This is a genomic window from Veillonella parvula, assembly GCF_902810435.1.
Taxonomy (GTDB): Bacteria; Bacillota; Negativicutes; order Veillonellales; family Veillonellaceae; genus Veillonella.
In genome coordinates, this window is record NZ_LR778174.1 from 91609 (window position 1) to 110359 (window position 18751).

Annotated in this window: 11 protein-coding genes and 3 rRNA genes; all 14 read left to right on the forward strand. The window is 43.0% G+C overall.

All coding sequences use genetic code 11. The features are described 5' to 3' along the window. The first annotated feature begins 2 nt into the window (after positions 1 to 2). The 14 genes from FNLLGLLA_RS00220 to FNLLGLLA_RS00285 all read left to right on the forward strand — a co-directional run bounded on the left by FNLLGLLA_RS00220 (position 3) and on the right by FNLLGLLA_RS00285 (position 18703). Positions 3 to 752 carry a hypothetical protein gene (locus FNLLGLLA_RS00220; RefSeq protein WP_156697417.1) on the forward strand — a complete coding sequence of 250 codons (750 nt, stop codon included), beginning with the start codon at positions 3 to 5 and terminating at the stop codon, positions 750 to 752. A gap of 549 nt (positions 753 to 1301) precedes the next feature. Continuing rightward, positions 1302 to 2865: ribosomal RNA gene (locus FNLLGLLA_RS00225) — 16S ribosomal RNA — on the forward strand. A gap of 593 nt (positions 2866 to 3458) precedes the next feature. Beyond that, positions 3459 to 6393, forward strand: a 23S ribosomal RNA gene (locus tag FNLLGLLA_RS00230). Positions 6394 to 6612: 219 nt separating this feature from the next. After that, positions 6613 to 6729, forward strand: a 5S ribosomal RNA gene (gene rrf, locus FNLLGLLA_RS00235). Together the 16S, 23S and 5S rRNA genes form the textbook arrangement of a ribosomal RNA operon. Positions 6730 to 7195: 466 nt before the next feature. Then, complete coding sequence (locus FNLLGLLA_RS00240) at positions 7196 to 7567, forward strand: CGGC domain-containing protein (RefSeq protein ID WP_156697034.1); 372 nt, start codon at positions 7196 to 7198, stop codon at positions 7565 to 7567. Between the two features lie 154 nt (positions 7568 to 7721). Continuing rightward, positions 7722 to 8897: a M48 family metallopeptidase gene (locus FNLLGLLA_RS00245; RefSeq protein ID WP_156697035.1), complete on the forward strand. Its 1176-nt coding sequence runs from the start codon at positions 7722 to 7724 to the stop codon at positions 8895 to 8897. 635 nt (positions 8898 to 9532) lie between these two features. Beyond that, entirely contained in the window at positions 9533 to 10144 is a 612-nt protein-coding gene (locus FNLLGLLA_RS00250) for a MotA/TolQ/ExbB proton channel family protein (protein WP_004694376.1), read from the forward strand. Continuing rightward, positions 10141 to 10545 carry an ExbD/TolR family protein gene (locus tag FNLLGLLA_RS00255; RefSeq protein ID WP_012863667.1) on the forward strand — a complete coding sequence of 135 codons (405 nt, stop codon included), beginning with the start codon at positions 10141 to 10143 and terminating at the stop codon, positions 10543 to 10545. The genes FNLLGLLA_RS00250 and FNLLGLLA_RS00255 overlap by 4 nt, the downstream gene beginning before the upstream one ends. A gap of 4 nt (positions 10546 to 10549) precedes the next feature. Then, the gene (locus tag FNLLGLLA_RS00260) at positions 10550 to 11302 is read left to right on the forward strand and encodes a TonB family protein (RefSeq protein WP_174892119.1); all 753 of its coding nucleotides are present in this window, start codon (positions 10550 to 10552) and stop codon (positions 11300 to 11302) included. A gap of 143 nt (positions 11303 to 11445) precedes the next feature. Beyond that, positions 11446 to 13899 (forward strand): TonB-dependent receptor plug domain-containing protein, encoded by a 2454-nt coding sequence (locus FNLLGLLA_RS00265; protein ID WP_156697036.1) that lies wholly within the window; start codon positions 11446 to 11448, stop codon positions 13897 to 13899. Beyond that, a complete protein-coding gene (locus tag FNLLGLLA_RS00270) occupies positions 13899 to 14921 on the forward strand; it encodes an ABC transporter substrate-binding protein (protein ID WP_174892120.1) in 1023 nt (340 codons plus the stop codon). Before FNLLGLLA_RS00265 ends, FNLLGLLA_RS00270 begins: the two co-directional genes overlap by 1 nt. 12 nt (positions 14922 to 14933) lie before the next feature. Beyond that, positions 14934 to 15980 carry a FecCD family ABC transporter permease gene (locus FNLLGLLA_RS00275; RefSeq protein ID WP_004694366.1) on the forward strand — a complete coding sequence of 349 codons (1047 nt, stop codon included), beginning with the start codon at positions 14934 to 14936 and terminating at the stop codon, positions 15978 to 15980. Further along, on the forward strand, positions 15980 to 16741 hold the full coding sequence (locus tag FNLLGLLA_RS00280; RefSeq protein ID WP_174892121.1) for an ABC transporter ATP-binding protein: 762 nt from the start codon (positions 15980 to 15982) through the stop codon (positions 16739 to 16741). Before FNLLGLLA_RS00275 ends, FNLLGLLA_RS00280 begins: the two co-directional genes overlap by 1 nt. Before the next feature lie 18 nt (positions 16742 to 16759). Beyond that, entirely contained in the window at positions 16760 to 18703 is a 1944-nt protein-coding gene (locus FNLLGLLA_RS00285) for a TonB-dependent receptor (protein WP_174892122.1), read from the forward strand. Positions 18704 to 18751: the final 48 nt, after the last annotated feature.

Genomic DNA, 18751 nt, shown 5'->3' on the forward strand with positions numbered 1-18751 from the left:
TAATGAAAAAATCCACTTTGCTTGCTTTCACAGCGGCAGTATTATTCGGCAGTGGCGTATTACATGTTAATGCGGCATCTGCTACATTTGATGATCCATTGCTTTTACCAAATCCGGCTAAAGCGCCTACAACAGGTTCTGTTGTATTGGTTCCTGTGGCTAGCCCTCAGGCGGTGCAAAGTATCCATGAATTTGTGAAAGCATGGGAAAATGCGGAAAAACATATTGCTTTAGCTGAAAGCAAAAAGAATAATCATCAAGCGTTAACTAAAGAAGAAGCTAAATGGTTACATTCTAAAGATAAGCATAACTATGCTGATTATTTCCGTAAACATTCTTTAGGTTATGTACATGGCCAAGAAACTGCATTGAACTGGAATGGTGAAAACCGTAATAAAAACGAGTATAGCTATTACACATTCCCTAAATATGATAAGGACCAAGGTTATACAAATAGCTATGGTTACAATGTATTGCGCAGCATGGTTGATCGCATGAATGAATTGCTTCAAAAACAAAAGGCCGTTGGCGGTCCTTTGACTGATGAAGAAGCACAAGCATTGGAAGATGCTATGCTTGATATCATGGCTCAAGATCAAGAACATGTATCTAATGAAGAATTGCGTTATTACATGAACGAAGCAGTTTGGTTTGCTACAAAACAAACTGTGAAGAATATGTCTACAGAAGAACCTTCTGTTGGCGATATGCACGAAATTAACCTTCGTGAAGCGATTCAGACAGATAACTAATCATCTAAATACACATATAATTAAATCTTTATATGTATAACTTTTGCTGTATAGGAAATGCAGATGCAATACCTTATATATAAAAGTTTTTAATATACAGTGTTGAAATGCAAATAAGGGATTCTATAAACACACTGTTATATAGGCAAGAAGCCGCAACTGAATGCAATATATGCATTCTTGTTGCGGCTTTTTTTTGCTTTAAATTCTCGTTATATGATATGTCTAAAAGAGTGATATAACTCAAGTTTCGAATCTGTAAAATTAGGCCGTGAAATTGTGCAAAAATAATGGTAAAAATTTTCTGAAATTTGTAGTAAAATTTGTCCAAATTTTGTTGACATGAGTATATGGAAATGTTATTATATTCAAGTACCCCATATGAAGGGGCACAGATCTTTGAAAACTGAACAATGATAGGTAATCAATCAAAACGATTGAACATATGCCAGAGTGCGGGTTTTGACATAGTCAAAACCAACCATAATTCAAAGCTACTTCAATGTAGCGACAACAAAAACAAATGAGCTATTCAAATAGCTTCAAGATATCTTGGAGAGTTTGATCCTGGCTCAGGACGAACGCTGGCGGCGTGCTTAACACATGCAAGTCGAACGAAGAGCGATGGAAGCTTGCTTCTATCAATCTTAGTGGCGAACGGGTGAGTAACGCGTAATCAACCTGCCCTTCAGAGGGGGACAACAGTTGGAAACGACTGCTAATACCGCATACGATCTAATCTCGGCATCGAGGATAGATGAAAGGTGGCCTCTACATGTAAGCTATCACTGAAGGAGGGGATTGCGTCTGATTAGCTAGTTGGAGGGGTAACGGCCCACCAAGGCGATGATCAGTAGCCGGTCTGAGAGGATGAACGGCCACATTGGGACTGAGACACGGCCCAGACTCCTACGGGAGGCAGCAGTGGGGAATCTTCCGCAATGGACGAAAGTCTGACGGAGCAACGCCGCGTGAGTGATGACGGCCTTCGGGTTGTAAAGCTCTGTTAATCGGGACGAAAGGCCTTCTTGCGAATAGTGAGAAGGATTGACGGTACCGGAATAGAAAGCCACGGCTAACTACGTGCCAGCAGCCGCGGTAATACGTAGGTGGCAAGCGTTGTCCGGAATTATTGGGCGTAAAGCGCGCGCAGGCGGATAGGTCAGTCTGTCTTAAAAGTTCGGGGCTTAACCCCGTGATGGGATGGAAACTGCCAATCTAGAGTATCGGAGAGGAAAGTGGAATTCCTAGTGTAGCGGTGAAATGCGTAGATATTAGGAAGAACACCAGTGGCGAAGGCGACTTTCTGGACGAAAACTGACGCTGAGGCGCGAAAGCCAGGGGAGCGAACGGGATTAGATACCCCGGTAGTCCTGGCCGTAAACGATGGGTACTAGGTGTAGGAGGTATCGACCCCTTCTGTGCCGGAGTTAACGCAATAAGTACCCCGCCTGGGGAGTACGACCGCAAGGTTGAAACTCAAAGGAATTGACGGGGGCCCGCACAAGCGGTGGAGTATGTGGTTTAATTCGACGCAACGCGAAGAACCTTACCAGGTCTTGACATTGATGGACAGAACCAGAGATGGTTCCTCTTCTTCGGAAGCCAGAAAACAGGTGGTGCACGGTTGTCGTCAGCTCGTGTCGTGAGATGTTGGGTTAAGTCCCGCAACGAGCGCAACCCCTATCTTATGTTGCCAGCACGTAAAGGTGGGAACTCATGAGAGACTGCCGCAGACAATGCGGAGGAAGGCGGGGATGACGTCAAATCATCATGCCCCTTATGACCTGGGCTACACACGTACTACAATGGGAGTTAATAGACGGAAGCGAGATCGCGAGATGGAGCAAACCCGAGAAACACTCTCTCAGTTCGGATCGTAGGCTGCAACTCGCCTACGTGAAGTCGGAATCGCTAGTAATCGCAGGTCAGCATACTGCGGTGAATACGTTCCCGGGCCTTGTACACACCGCCCGTCACACCACGAAAGTCGGAAGTGCCCAAAGCCGGTGGGGTAACCTTCGGGAGCCAGCCGTCTAAGGTAAAGTCGATGATTGGGGTGAAGTCGTAACAAGGTAGCCGTATCGGAAGGTGCGGCTGGATCACCTCCTTTCTAGGGAGACATACACCGAGCCGAGAGCTTGGATGTCACTTAGGTCGACACTTTGGCGAGTAAGTAGACGTAGCATAAGCGCTAGCTGTACTTACACACTTATCATTGTTTGGTTTTGAGAGATCTGTCATAGATTTCTCAATTTAATATGACGTTATACATTATGCGTTAATCTAGGCGCACGTAGGATTGCGAAATCGACGCATACTGGAAGTATGCTAGATGAGCAAGACAAGTGCAACGACGAGTAACACGGAATGTATCGGCAGATTTGTTCTTTGAAAACTGCATAGAAGATAATTATTATATATTTGTAAGGTCATCTCTTAGAATTTCTAAGTAGGTTGACCCGAGCACATAGGAAATAATTCTCTGACTTAATGGTGACGTACATGAAAATGTACGGCTACAAAAAACGACAATGTATCTAATGCATGTCAATATTATCTCTCATGTATTCAATCATGAGATTTTCGTTAGCATTTGATGCATATCTAGAAGCCTGAGCGAGATGAAGCCGCCGCGTACTATTGTACGTAAGGCAAAATCGAGCGTGAGGCGACGACGATAGGCGCAAATGATAACGCAAAATAAGTAAAGATAATAAGGGCGTATGGTGGATGCCTTGGCGATATCAGCCGAAGAAGGACGCGGTAAGCTGCGATAAGCTACGGAGAGGTGCAAGCAACCTGTGACCCGTAGATATCCGAATGGGGGAACCCGGCAGTGGTTATGCACTGTCACCCATAGCATAGACTATGAGGAGGGCACCCGGGGAACTGAAACATCTAATTACCCGGAGGAACAGTAATCAAACGAGATTTTCTTAGTAGCGGCGAGCGAACGGGAAAGAGGCCAAACCGGAGCGGGCAACCGCACCGGGGTTGAGGACAGTCATCAAGTGTAAATGAGGTAGAAGAATCGAGCTGGAAAGCTCAGCCGCAGAAGGTGAAAGCCCTGTAATCGAAACCTTGCATACACGGGACTGTATCCAGAGTACCACGAGACACGTGAAACCTTGTGGGAAGCAGGGGGGACCACCCTCCAAGCCAAAATACTGATATCGACCGATAGCGCATAGTACCGTGAGGGAAAGGTGAAAAGAACCCCTGGCGGGGAGTGAAAGAGAACCTGAAACCGTATGTCTACAAACAGTCGAAGTCTGTATATATATCAGGACGACGGCGTGCCTATTGAAGAATGAACCGACGAGTTACTGTTGCTAGCGAGGTTAAGTGGAAAACATGGAGCCGCAGCGAAAGCGAGTCTGAACAGGGCGTTCAGTTAGTAATAGTAGACCCGAAACCGTAGTGATCTATCCATGGCCAGGTTGAAGCACAGGTAAAATTGTGTGGAGGACCGAACTCGTGAGCGTTGAAAAGCTTTGGGATGAGTTGTGGATAGGGGTGAAATGCCAATCGAACACGGAGATAGCTGGTTCTCCCCGAAATAGCTTTAGGGCTAGCCTCGAGGTAGAGAGTATAGGCGGTAGAGCACTGATCGGGCTAGGGGCCATACCGGTTACCGAACCTAGTCAAACTACGAATGGCTATACTTATACTCGGGAGTCAGACAGTGAATGATAAGGTCCATTGTCAAGAGGGAAACAGCCCAGAACACCGACTAAGGTCCCCAATGTTACACTAAGTGGCGAAGGATGTGGAATTTCCAAAACAACCAGGATGTTGGCTTAGAAGCAGCCACCATTTAAAGAGTGCGTAATAGCTCACTGGTCGAGAGACTCTGCGCCGAAAATGTCCGGGGCTAAAGTGTAAAACCGAAGTCGTGTCATATGCAGCAATGTATATGGGTAGGGGAGCGTTCTCATCGGGCTGAAGCAGTACCGTAAGGAGTTGTGGACTGATGAGAAGTGAGAATGTCGGTATGAGTAGCGAAAAGAATGGTGAGAATCCATTCCACCGAAAGCCTAAGGGTTCCTGAGCAACGATCGTCGTCTCAGGGTAAGTCGGGACCTAAGCCGAGGCGGAATAGCGTAGGCGATGGACAACAGGTTGAAATTCCTGTACCGGTGTGAATCGTTTGATCGATGGAGTGACACAGTAAGGTAGGTCAGCACGCGATTGGAAGAGCGTGTTTAAGCAGGTAGGTTGAGCTATAGGCAAATCCGTAGCTCTAAAAGCTGAGATGTGATGACGAGTGACTAGCAATAGTCGCGAAGTGATTGATCCTACACTGTCGAGAAAAGCTTCTAGGTAGAGACACATCGCCCGTACCAAAACCGACACAGGTAGGCGGGGAGAGAATCCTAAGGTGCGCGGGAAAACCCTCGTTAAGGAACTCGGCAAAATGCCTCCGTAACTTCGGGAAAAGGAGGACTCATGTAGTGTGAAGAGCAGCAACGCTTGGAGCATGAATGAGTGGCACAAGAGAGGCGCAAGCGACTGTTTACCACAAACACAGGTGCCTGCTAAAGCGAAAGCTGATGTATAGGTGCTGACACCTGCCCGGTGCTGGAAGGTTAAGAGGAGGGGTTAGACTTCGGTCGAAGCTCTGAATTGAAGCCCCAGTAAACGGCGGCCGTAACTATAACGGTCCTAAGGTAGCGAAATTCCTTGTCGGGTAAGTTCCGACCCGCACGAAAGGTGTAACGACTTGCGCACTGTCTCAACGAGGGACCCGGTGAAATTGAAGTACCTGTGAAGATGCAGGTTACCCGCGACTGGACAGAAAGACCCCATGGAGCTTTACTGCAACCTAAGATTGAACTTAGTTAATGAATGTACAGGATAGGTGGGAGACGGAGAACCTAGGACGCCAGTTTTAGGGGAGTCGCTGTTGGGATACCACCCTTTCATTAATTGATTTCTAACGGGCCGAGTAACGACCGGCCGGACAGTCTTAGGCGGGCAGTTTGACTGGGGCGGTCGCCTCCAAAAGAGTAACGGAGGCGCCCAAAGGTTCCCTCAGAGCGGACGGAAATCGCTCGAAGAGTGTAAAGGCAGAAGGGAGCTTGACTGCGAGACGGACAGGTCGAGCAGGGACGAAAGTCGGGCTTAGTGATCCGGTGGTGCCGAGTGGAAGGGCCATCGCTCAACGGATAAAAGCTACCCTGGGGATAACAGGCTAATCTCTCCCAAGAGTCCATATCGACGGGGAGGTTTGGCACCTCGATGTCGGCTCATCACATCCTGGGGCTGAAGTAGGTCCCAAGGGTTCGGCTGTTCGCCGATTAAAGTGGTACGTGAGCTGGGTTCAGAACGTCGTGAGACAGTTCGGTCCCTATCCATCGCGGGCGCAAGAAACTTGAAGGGGGCTGCTCCTAGTACGAGAGGACCGGAGTGGACGAACCGCTGGTGTACCAATTATCCTGCCAAGGGTACAGTTGGGTAGCTACGTTCGGGACGGATAAACGCTGAAAGCATCTAAGCGTGAAACCAGCCTTGAGATGAGGTTTCTCATAGCGTAAGCTAGTAAGATCCCATGTAGACGACATGGTAGATAGGCCAGGTGTGGAAGAGCCGTGAGGTTTGGAGCTGACTGGTACTAATCGATCGAGGGCTTTACTTAAGCAGCGTAACCAACTTGAAGGAGCAACGCGACGCACAAGTTGCGTGGAGTCGCTTACGTCGAAACGTAAGATTTCACGATGTGAAATCCACAGGCTTCGACGCAATCCTCCAGACGTGTACTTTGAGTATGGGACGCAACATATAATAAAACATTAAGCAGAATGTGCAACAAATATATATACTTCTATGTGGTTTTCAGAGTACAAACTCTGACAGATTCAGTGGCGATGGCTATGAGGATCCACCTGTTCCCATCTCGAACACAGTAGTTAAGCTCATAAACGCCGAAAGTACTTGGCTGGAGACGGCCTGGGAGGATAGGAAGCCGCTGATTGACTAAAAGAAAAAGGTCTACCTAAAGGTAGGCCTTTTCTTTTTGCTAGTCTTCGACTAGCTAACTCTGCAAGAGCCGTCTCCAGCCAAGGTTGTACAAGTAGAAACTATCTATATAAATCAATAAGACGGCGTGGGAAGGGTAGGGTGTGAGGCCACAGAGGAGTGAAACGACGTATGGGGCCCACACATCACCTTCTTCCGAACGTAAGATTTACCGAACTGCGAAGCAGTGAAGGAAAATCCACAGTGAGGATTGATAGGAAGCTGCTGATTAAGCAAAGGCACACCTAAGGGTGTGTCTTTTTTTGTATGGATTTTTATTTTTTTAAGGGAACTAATGAGCAAAGCAGTAGACGTTGAAGGAGTTACTTATATAATTAGTATTAATTATCGTGCTTTGAAGCACATATTTTTCCCATGGATATTGGTATACTTAGGCTTATATCATATTTATAGGAGGTCATATGGCTAAAAAAATTGCGGTCCTCGTGAATGAGGATACAATGCAGCGCTGTTCTTGTGGCGGTTGTTTGAAAGCATTTATGAATAAAGCGGATTCCTTTGAGCGGTATGCTGATGAGGATATTGAGTTGGTGGGCTTCACACATAGTGGTGGGGATCTTGCTAAGAAAATCGAGTCTTTTAAGAAAAAGGGTGTTACTACGGTACATCTTTCTACATGTACGCGTGGTAAGAATGAAAATTATGAAAGCATTGCAGAGCAGTGTGCTGAGGCGGGCTTTGATGTAGTAGGCTATACACATGGCAGTGCGGTGTCTAAAGATGGTAAAGAAGCGGTAGTACTTTCAGCTAAATCAGTAATGACAGATCAATAGTTAGCAATGCTTGAATTAACCATAACAATTTGCAATATCTTATGATAGATGAATGATTGTTCCATTATTCATTCTATATTTACACTAAACCTATATTATATAGATAGTATGTAAATTATAAGTGGTATATTTATCATTATGAGAGGTTGAGAGAATGAATAAGAAACTTACAGCGGCTACCTTATCTGTTGCTATGGCAGTGACAATGGCACCTACTATGATGCAAACGGTTTCTGTTAGTGCTGCGTCTGCTGCGGTACAATCTTTAGCTGGTGGTGCTATTGCTATGGCTTATGTATCTACTGCATTAAATAAAATGGATAATTCTGCAGAGGGGCAACAGGAGAGTTTGGCACGCACAAAAGAGAAAACTGGTTACTTAAACGATAGTGCAGCTCAAGAGCGTGTAAATCGAATTATGAAGACATTAGAGGCTACACCTAGTGTAAAGCGTTCTTATGTCGTATATGCGAATCCTGATGAGGAGTTTAATGCGTTTGCCACACTTGGTCGTGTTATGTCCATTAACAAGGGTGCTCTAGATACACTGGATGATGATCAATTAGCCTATGTAATGGCTCATGAAATTTCTCATGGTGAGCATAAAGATATTATTAATGGCGCTAAGAAACAAATTGGTCTTTCTACAGCAGTCGGTATAGCCGCTGGTGGTAGTGAAGGCGCGGCTATCTTATCTAATGTGGCAGGCAACTACTTATCTAATCAAGTGTTTACGATGAGCCAAGAGAAAGCTGCTGATGAGTTAGGCTTTAAGATTTTAAGTGAATCTCCATATAATGTAGGTGGTGCCGCTGGTTCTATGGCAGTACTGCGCAACAAAGTGGGGGAACACTACCGTGAAGGGCTTTCACAAGTGGTAGCACCTAATAACCATCCAAAGTTGTCCGATCGGGTGAACAATAATATTTCTCGTATGTACACATATTCTGGGAATCATGTAAATGTATCGAATGGTACTGTGTATGTAAACGGCGATAATATTTATACTCTAGCAGGTAGCGGTCGTTACACAGGCGAAGAGCGTGCTTATTACATGGCTGGTAAATTGGCACGATTGTATCATAACAATCAAGTGACACCAGGTTCTGCATCCTATAGTGGTGACACTGTAACGGTAGCCGGTCAATCCATTGTTTCTACGCCAAATGCGGATGTAGCTTTACAAGTGGCAACAAATCTTAACAATGCATTTGTAAAGCCCGCTGGTGCTGCCGTTAATGCGAAAAAACCAGTAAAGGTTAAACAAGAAAAACCTAAAAAGGTAAAAGACGATAAAAAAGCAAAAGCAAATAAAGCTAAAAATAAATAAGAGCTATACATGGCATATAATTTGCTTTAAGGATTTATGTTATTATAATCAGAATAATCAGAGGACTGAGCCCATAAAGGCTTAGTCCTCTTTTTATATGGATTGTAATTTTTATAGTTTGAGTATAAGTTTATATGTTAATAAGTTTATAAGATGTATTGAGGGATATACGAGTAAGAAATAGACTGTAAAAATATTGTTGATCATAAGTATAATTATTATTCATGTGTGAATAAATTATATTCATGAAGTAATAATAAGTTCATAAAAATACAAAAAAGATTTTTGATAATGGAATGTGAATTATAATAATTTTCAACTATAAAATATGAGAAATTATCTTATTGAGCATAGTTTTAATAGATATAATTATTATATTTTTTATAATAATTATGAAGTATTTATGCAATAGCTTAATATTGTCTATATATAGTGGATAGATGTATATTTAAGGTGGATGAAATATGTGGTTAGAATGGAATCCTATAGAAATACCATAACGGTAGGGGGTATAGGGTTATTGTACTTATACATGCTTTATAGGATAATGTCAATGTTGGTGGTTAATCTAATAATATAGATGACCATTTTTTTGTTAAATAATACGTAATTTTATACATTATATGGAGGCTATGATGGAGTATACAATTCACCTATTTAATGCAGGTGGTTTCGTTATGTATCCACTTGTACTATTCATGTTAGCAGCATGTACTATTTTATTTGAACGTATTCGTACGTACAGAAACATCAATCATGAGTTACAACAGTTGTCCGATAGCATTGATGCAGGTCGTAATAGTAATAATTGGTCTACTCTAGAAAATTCTATAAAAAATAGTGATGATGCATTGAGTAGATTCGTATCTCCTATCGTGGAGTCTGTATATAGTGCGGAAGGTTTAGAGAACCGTTTACATGATGTGGTAGGTTACATGGATGAACGTTTAAAACGTGGTCTTAACTGGCTTAGCATGATGGTAACAATGGCTCCATTACTTGGACTTTTGGGTACTGTTGTTGGTATGATTCGATCCTTCGCAGCCGTTGGAGGCGATATTGGTGCGCCTACTGTTATCACAGGCGGCGTATCCGAAGCGTTGGTTGCCACTGCAACGGGGCTTTCAGTAGCTATCGTAGCATTAGCTATCCATAGTTGGTGTACAGATAAAGTAAATTCTGATATTGCAAAGTTAGAGCAAAAATTAGGTTCTATTATGGATTTATATATTAGGAGTCAACGATGAAACGTAGTTCAGTAGGCATACAAAAAGAACCTACCATCATGATTATACCTATGATTGATATCGTATTCTTCTTGCTCGTATTTTTCATGATGAGTACGCTATACATGAATACAGAGGAACAAATTCCTCTTAACTTACCAAAGGCCTCCTCTTCCTCTGCGAAGACAATTGAGCCTATCACGATTTCATTAACAGCTACACATAAAATGTATTTGAATGAACGTGAGATTGCCCCTGATCAATTGGGTAATGAAATTCAAGGTATTGTTGCAAAAGAACCTCAACAGGCATTTATTGTGCGTGCCTCTGAGGATATTGCGTATAAGGACGTTATCAATATTTTAGATAATCTTAAAATTAGTGGTGCTCGGTTTGTTAGCGTAGCTACAGAACGGAAGTGATTCTATGGTAGATAAACGATATGGAATTCCTTTCGTAGCTGCATTGGCATTAAATCTTGTATATTGGGGTGTTGTAGGTGATTGGTTTGGTCATATAAAACCTCCAGAAACACCCAAAAAAGACTTGGTTATCAACCTTGATATGGGGCAGCAAGAACCTCCTCAAGAGAAGAAAGATCCTGAGAAATTAAAGATTCAACCTGACGACAAACCAGTCGCAGGAGGCGGTAAAGCAGGTAGTGTGTTGCCTGATTTATCGGGAAAGCCCACAGAAGGCTTAAAAAATCTGAATCCTTACTTAGGTGGTAATGAGATGGCATCAGTCAACTTGAATGGTAATACTGATAATCCTGTTGGCAATCCAGGCAGTGGCAATGTACCAGGCCCTGGTGGTGGTGGGGTTATTGGTAATGGAGGCCTTGGTAATGAGGGCAATGGTTCTAAAGGTGGTGCCCCAGGTCCAGGTGATGTAGAACGTCGTGGGGGCTCTTACGATAGTTCAGGTTATATCGCTCGCGTTGAGAGTAATAAAGTGATGCCGCAACAGGCGGTGCGCCGTGGACTCAGTGGACGAGTTTCCTTTGAAATCACTTTTGATGCCGATGGCAACTTTGCTGGTGCGAATATGATCGGTAGTAGTGGCTCTAGCATTCTCGATAATGCTGCTGCTAGCCTCGTAGAGAGCTCTGGAGGTATAGAGAATACAACAGGTGAGCCAGTTACGATTGTGGTTAATGTAGATTATGGTTATAATTAATCTTCTATAGCTGATAGTGTATGAATTATGTTTGTGTGTAGTCTTAACTCAAGAAAATACATTGGACGCATTTGTTAGAGGATTAGTTTTAATATTATTTTTTATTGTGTTTTTATCGTGTTTTTATTGTGTGTGGAGGGTTTATGACAAGTCGTCGTATTTTATCTGCTGCTATTGCAGCAACGTTAGCGTTAGGTACGTATCAAGCATATGCGTATGATGAGAACTTCAAGGGTTATGAGGTTCATAATGTTTCGGTGAAAGCCGATGCGGCGAAGGATGAATACGGTAATACCATTACTGAGCAATCCTATTACCGTACTGGTGGTGACGTAAAGGTTATCACTCGTGAAGAGATTGAAAAGCGTCATTATCGCGATGTAACAGAAGCGATTAAACGCGTTCCAGGTGTTACATTCCAAAACCCAGGCTACCGTGGTGGTGAGTATGGTTATCAGTTCTACAATAATGGTGTATCTATCAATGGTGACTCCCGCGTTGTAGTTTTGGTGGATGGTCGTCGTGTAGATAATATTACATCCGGTCGTTTAGGTGATAGCTCTGAAAGAGGCTCTAAATCTACAGGTGTTAATATCGATGAAGTAACCAATATGGATGCTATTGATAAAATCGAAGTTATCAAAGGCCCTGGTGCTTCTCAATATGGTTCTGATGCTACAGGTGGTGTCATCAATATCATTACACGCCGTGGTAAAGGCAATTTCAGCGGTTCCGTTGATTTGGCTACAGGCAGCTGGAACAAGCATAGTTATAACTTGACTGTACAAGGTGCGGCAGGTAAGAATGCATCTACTGGTTACTTTGTAACAGCTACACGTACTATGTCTCAAGATACGAAGTATAAAGATGGCGATACTGGTGAAGTAGCCACTCTTACAGGTTCTAAATGGCGCGAAGAAGGATTTAATGCACGTATTGACCATGAGTTCAATAAGAAACAAAGCTTACAGTTCTCAATGAACTTCAAAAAAGGTCGCGATGGGTATCCAATTTCTACACCAAGCCGGAAATACTGGAATGCAGATGATTGGCGTCGCATTATTTTCAATGCTGAAGTTGGCCAATATGATACTAATTACAAGTTGAAAACAGATCCTAAATATGTAGATCCAGATGAAAATCCACAAGGTTATGCACCTAAGTTGTATGGTGACTCCAGAAACCCTGGCTACCACAATTTATTCGCTTTAGATGGTAACTACGGCTCTTATAGTAAGTTTAAAAACTTAGACACAGATTTGAAATTTACTTTCGATCGCCAAGGTCAAATGGAAAGCTTTGCTAGATTGTATCGTTTAGATCATCGATATGAAGGTCGCGATACATATACATGGTCTAAACTTGGTAGCGAGGCCGCACGTGCTGCCTATGCTGCGGCATTCCCTAATGGCGCTACTGTGGAGCAATTTAATGCATGGGTTGATTCCAATTTGGCACCATTCCCAGATCGTCGTGATGCATTGCGTCAATGGATTGCTGAAACAGGCGGTATGGCAGGTAGCCCAAATAGATGGTATAAAGAAAATAAAACAGGTGTAGAACTTCAATGGACTCGCCAACTTGATAAGCATGATATTATTGCTAATATCGACTATAGTCGCTCTAATTTGAATTCCCGTTCTATTAAACGTAATGGTGATGTAGTGTCTTCTGATATTCGTCGTAATACTTTATATGCTTATTTACAAGATAAAATCTACATTGGTAACAATGTGGAATTAACACCAGCATTGCGCTATGTACACTATAGCAGTATTCAAGGTAATGGCAGCGGTGACTCCCAAGGTAAGGGTAGTGTAAGCGCCTTGACTCCTAGTTTGCATGGTCAAGTTAAATTTAACAAGAAGACTAGTATGTACGCTGGGTGGACTCGTATCTTAAGACCGCTTAAAACAGGCGACTATAGTGCGACTGATGGAGTATTTAATACACCGTTAGATGACGAAAGAGGCGATGCTTTCACATGGGGCCTATTACATACATTTGGGAAAAACAATAATACTACTGTAGCAGTTCACTATGATTACACACGCATGAAAAATGCCATCGCTACATTGCCAATTTGGAATGGCAGATCCGGTGAGTTTGAAAAAACAGCAGTTAATGCGAAAGAAAACAAACAATCTTTCAATATTACAGTAGACCACAGATTAAATGAACATGTAACAATGAGTGCGTCTTATTCTCATATGAAAGATAAATGGTTATCTAAAGGTGGTTGGATTCTTGATCCAAACTGGGGTTATAGCAATAGCGATGATATCAATGTGGCTATTAATAGCTTGCGTCCGCAAAACCACTATGCATTGAACATTTCTTATGATAACAAGCGTCTATATTCTGGCTTGTTGATTAACTGGTACACTGGCAATAGCGACTATGCATTCACTCATAGACGTTTCCTCATCGTGGACTGGAACCTCAACTATGATGTGACAAAAGATTTAACTGCGTACATTGTGGTAAATAACGTTCTTAACCGTGCTTATGAAACAAGCTATAGCGCTTACAATGGTCGTGGTAGTGCGGCTATGCCAGCACGTTCCTTCATGATTGGGGCGAAATATAAATTCTAATGATTAGATTCAGCGTATTAATACTATGTCTATTAATATGTGTAGGTTGTGGTCCTCAGCAGGTAACTGTTGAGGACTATCAGTCTACACCAGCACATATCGAATTGCAGCCACCAGTGACAATTGAATCCTTTGTACGCCGAGGGGAACCTTTTGAAAGTACCTATACGGCGGTGCCTGAGCGTGTGGTGGCGATGTGGCAAAACTCCATAGAAACTATCATTGCTCTTGGTGAAGGGGATCGTATCGTAGCGGGCATGGGGATTCCAGATCGCAAATACGTGCGACCAGAATACCGTGAGGCATACGATAAAATTCCATACAAGGATCTGAAATACGCCAATTTGGAAAGCGTATTAATGATGAAGCCTGATTTGTTGGTAGGTTGGAAGTCTACTTTCACAAATAAAATGTTACAAACACCTACATTTTGGCAGGCGAGACAAGCGAATGTATATATTGCAGAGTCCTCCTTGGGGGCTCAATCGGCGCTAACCATGGATATGGAGTATAAATATATTCGAGATTTGGGGCGTATTTTTAATCGAAACATGGAAGCAGAGCGTCTCATTCAAGAGATGCAACAATCTGTGGCGTACACGGTAGCCCAAACGGCTCATGAGAAGCTACCAAAGGCATTGTTTATTGAGGTGCAAGGTAAGCATTTTCGATTGTATGGACATAAGACATTAGCTGGTAATATAGGGGCTTCCTTGCACGCCGATGTGATCGACACGGAAACGCCGTCCATTAGCATGGAGGACGTGGTGGAGCAGAATCCGGACGTTATATTCTTGATTGTATCTGATGGTGAATATAGCCAAGCGGATGTGATTATGAACTATGTACTAACGCAGCCAGGTTTACAAGGTGTTAATGCATTGCGCAATAAGCGCGTTCATTTCTTGCCATTGCTCGCTGTATATAGTCCTGGTATTCGTTTATCAGATGGTATCGACATCGTATCGCATGGGTTGTACCCTAATCTATATTCAGAAGGGGTACCAGATTTAATTCATTAATAAAGGAGCAGTATGCTAAAACGTATTGGATATACTGCTGGCGGATTTGTCCTCATAGGGGTGCTAGCGGTAGCCATTCTATGGGGACTTTCTGTTGGTACAGTACAGTTTTCACTTTCTCAAATTTTTAATATTGTAATGGATCAATTTTCTAGCCCTTTGGCTATCGATGATCCTATGAATGGTCCAGAGCAGACCATTATATGGTTATTGCGTATGCCGCGGCTGTTGATGGCTGCCATTATCGGCGCAGGCCTTGCCGTATCTGGCGTTATCATGCAGGCTATCGTTAAAAATCCACTAGCGGATCCATATATCTTGGGTATTTCATCGGGTGCATCCCTTGGAGCTACGGTAGCTATTTTATTTGGTGTAGGTGTTATGTTCGGTGAGAACTTCGTCGGCGTTATGGCCTTTATTGGAGCCATGGCGATTTCCTTCGGCGTGTTGTTTATCTCGAACTTGGGTGGCCGACCAAATTCGGTGAAATTGATTTTAGGGGGCTTGGCATTAAGCGCTGTATGTAGCTCCTTCTCTAGTTTTGTGGTCTATTTGGCGGACGATAAAGAAGGCATTCAAACCATTACGTACTGGTTGATGGGGAGCTTTGCAGGCGCTAAATGGGATATGTTGCCATTTATTGCCATCGTTGTCTTCGTGAGCATTCTATTCTTTTGGTCTCAAAGCAGAGTTTTAAACATTATGCTTCTCGGCGATGAGGTGGCCATCACCTTAGGTCGTGATTTGCATAGATATCGACAAGTCTATTTGATTATTAGCTCACTTATTATTGGCTTTGTGGTGTACGCTGCGGGTATGATTGGTTTTGTAGGACTCTTGATTCCTCACCTTGTGCGCATGACAATCGGCACGAATCACTGGACCTTGATTCCATTCAGCGCATTAGGGGGTAGCATTTTCCTCGTTATTGCGGATGGCTTGTGCCGCTGCATTATTCCTCACGCAGAATTGCCAATCGGCATTCTCATTTCGCTCATTGGGGCGCCAACCTTTGTGTATATGTTGGTGCGTAAGAACTATGGATTTGGAGGGGAATAATGAATATTCAAACAGATAATATCCAAGTCTCATTTGGTCCGAAAACGATCCTCCATGATATTTTCCTAGATATACGAGACAAGGAATTTGTAGGAATTATAGGTCCTAATGGGAGTGGTAAAAGTACGTTTTTGAAATGCTTATATCGCGTGCTTCAACCTAATCATGGCAAGATTTTCTTTGACGGCACTGAAATGAGTTCCTTAAGTCATCGCGATACGGCCTTAAAAATGGCAGTAGTGGCACAGCATAGTACGGTTAACTTTGATTTTTCCGTTCTTGAAATGGTCCTTATGGGCCGCTCCCCTTATAAAGGACTGCTCGACAGAGATAAAATCGATGACTATGAAATCGCTCGACATGCGCTGTCTCAAGTAGGGCTTAGTGATTTTGAAAGTCGCAATTTTAATACCTTATCTGGTGGTGAGCAGCAGCGTGTTATCTTAGCACGTGCCTTGGCACAGCGCACAGAATGCCTAGTGCTAGACGAACCGACAAACCACTTAGATATTAAGTATCAGCTGGAACTGATGACGATTGTAAAACGCCTTGATGCAACAGTAGTGTCCGCTATTCATGATTTGAATTTAGCAGCTATTTATTGCGACCGTCTCATTGCCTTAAAAGACGGCTCCGTAGTGTGTACAGGGCCCCCTCACGAAGTATTAACAGAGGAAACCATCCGACACATCTACGGCGTGTCCGCCACGGTACAAACATTACCAAATGGACGATTAAATATTATATATAATATGGAATAATTGAAAAAAGAGGTGTGGATGATGAAACGAATGAATAAACAAGTCTATGTAGCAGTGCTTATGGCATTAACTACTATGTCAATTAATAGTTATGCTGCAGATGTAACAATGAACAATAATGAAGAAGAAGTTACCATAAATGTTACAGCTAATCGTACAGCGTTATTAGATTTAGATACACCGGTATCGACTTCTGTTATTACCCAAGAGGATATACAAAATAGCGGCGCTAAGACTGCCTTTGATGCGGTCGCCAATGTACCAGGTGTAACCATTAATTCCTTTAGTGCGTCTGGCGCAGATTTTGGTGGCATGGATAGCCGTACGAATATTCGTGGTCTCGACCGCGGTGCACTTGTTCTTGTAAACGGCGTACCTATGAACTTAAATGGTAAGAGCGGAATTGGCTCTATACCTACCAGTGCCATTGAGCGTATTGAAGTTGTAAAGGGGGCGGCCTCTACCTTATATGGCGCAGAAGCTTTAGGTGGTGTTATCAATATTATTACAAAGACGCCGTCAAAAGAGGGTGGTTCTGCTACGGTAGCTGTAGGTAATCGAGGCTCTAAGAGATTTGACATTTCTTATGGTACTGATCGATTTCTCGTTGGTATCGATAGAAAATACTGGGGGACTCAAGATCCATCTACACCGGTGCGGTATGACTATACAGGCCGTAAAGGTTATGATTACTACACTACGCGCAACAAGGGTAATTCCTTAGACGTGTTCATGAGTGGTAAGCTTTCAGATAAAATAACCTTAAATTATAATCGCGCTGAAAGCCGTTCCTCCTTTGGTCTGATTAGTACAGAAACAAATCCTATGAGACAGGCTCATCATTCTACGACATATCATTACAAGGATGACCGCAACAATGCATCTTTGATTTATAAGGACGATAATACGACGGGAACATTGTTTTATAATGACCGTACTATGCGTGGTGAAAGCCGTGTTCATAGTGCTAAACAGTTCAAGCCGACCGAAACCAGTTATGTAGCTCGTCAATATGGTATAGATGTACAACATGAATGGGACTTTAGAGGCGGTAAGGACTACCTGATTGCCGGGGTTACAGGTAAGCAAGAAACCTATCGTGCCACACAGGCCCCTGTGTACACACGGCCTCATCGTAATACCTATGCGGTGTACAGTAGCTATTCTCGTGAAATCAATCCAAAATGGACTGCCATTTTGGGCTTGCGCTATACAGCTATTAGTGATCCTATTAAGGACCAACATGTGTTAACGCCTCAGTTCCAATTGTTGCATACCATCAATAAAGATTCCTCCATGTACTTAAATATAGGGAAAGCGTATACGATGCCTAGCTTGAGTGATACATTCCGCAGTGTAAACCGCCAATACACAGCAGTAAGTGGTAAAAATCTTAAGCCTGAAGAGGGTTGGAACTATGAATTAGGTTATAAACGCCTTAATAAGAAGGATAGCTGGAAGGTGGACGTGTTCTATATGGACTTCAAGAACTTCTTCCAATGGCAACCTGATGTAAATGGTCGCCCAACCGTTCGCGTAAACGGTGGTCAATTCCACAATGTTGGGATTGAAGCTGAGTATAGTAGACATTTGTCAGATCGACTCAAAATGAGTGTAAGTGGTTCTTATTCTAATCCAAAACAAAAGGAAATGAATGAATCCTATTGGAAACAAGCGGCTCCTAAGTTACAGTTTACAACCGGTATTCATTATAAAAGCTCTACTTGGGATGCAGGCACATCTTTGAACTTTGTAACAAAACGTTTGCGCAATCGCGATGGTGGCTTGAACCCTAACATTGCTCTTTGGAATGCTTACGTTGGGTATCACTTTAATAAAGATGCTACATTACGCCTCGATGCACGCAATCTTTTGAACCGTCATAATGTGGTATCCAATGGAGATTATGAATATTGGGATGCACCATTCAATTATGAATTAAGTTATACACAAAAATTCTAATATTTATTTAGAATAAAACCTCTTGAGAATACAGTAGTGGTAGGGGTA

Excerpts from the sequence above, each read along its gene's own strand:
- FNLLGLLA_RS00255 (WP_012863667.1), top strand. The coding sequence starts at position 10,141 with ATGAAACGTAGTTCAGTAGGCATACAAAAAGAACCTACCATCATGATT.
- FNLLGLLA_RS00265 (WP_156697036.1), top strand. The coding sequence starts at position 11,446 with ATGACAAGTCGTCGTATTTTATCTGCTGCTATTGCAGCAACGTTAGCG.
- FNLLGLLA_RS00250 (WP_004694376.1), top strand. The coding sequence starts at position 9,533 with ATGGAGTATACAATTCACCTATTTAATGCAGGTGGTTTCGTTATGTAT.
- FNLLGLLA_RS00280 (WP_174892121.1), top strand. The coding sequence starts at position 15,980 with ATGAATATTCAAACAGATAATATCCAAGTCTCATTTGGTCCGAAAACG.
- FNLLGLLA_RS00270 (WP_174892120.1), top strand. The coding sequence starts at position 13,899 with ATGATTAGATTCAGCGTATTAATACTATGTCTATTAATATGTGTAGGT.
- FNLLGLLA_RS00260 (WP_174892119.1), top strand. The coding sequence starts at position 10,550 with ATGGTAGATAAACGATATGGAATTCCTTTCGTAGCTGCATTGGCATTA.
- FNLLGLLA_RS00240 (WP_156697034.1), top strand. The coding sequence starts at position 7,196 with ATGGCTAAAAAAATTGCGGTCCTCGTGAATGAGGATACAATGCAGCGC.
- FNLLGLLA_RS00285 (WP_174892122.1), top strand. The coding sequence starts at position 16,760 with ATGATGAAACGAATGAATAAACAAGTCTATGTAGCAGTGCTTATGGCA.
- FNLLGLLA_RS00220 (WP_156697417.1), top strand. The coding sequence starts at position 3 with ATGAAAAAATCCACTTTGCTTGCTTTCACAGCGGCAGTATTATTCGGC.
- FNLLGLLA_RS00275 (WP_004694366.1), top strand. The coding sequence starts at position 14,934 with ATGCTAAAACGTATTGGATATACTGCTGGCGGATTTGTCCTCATAGGG.
- FNLLGLLA_RS00245 (WP_156697035.1), top strand. The coding sequence starts at position 7,722 with ATGAATAAGAAACTTACAGCGGCTACCTTATCTGTTGCTATGGCAGTG.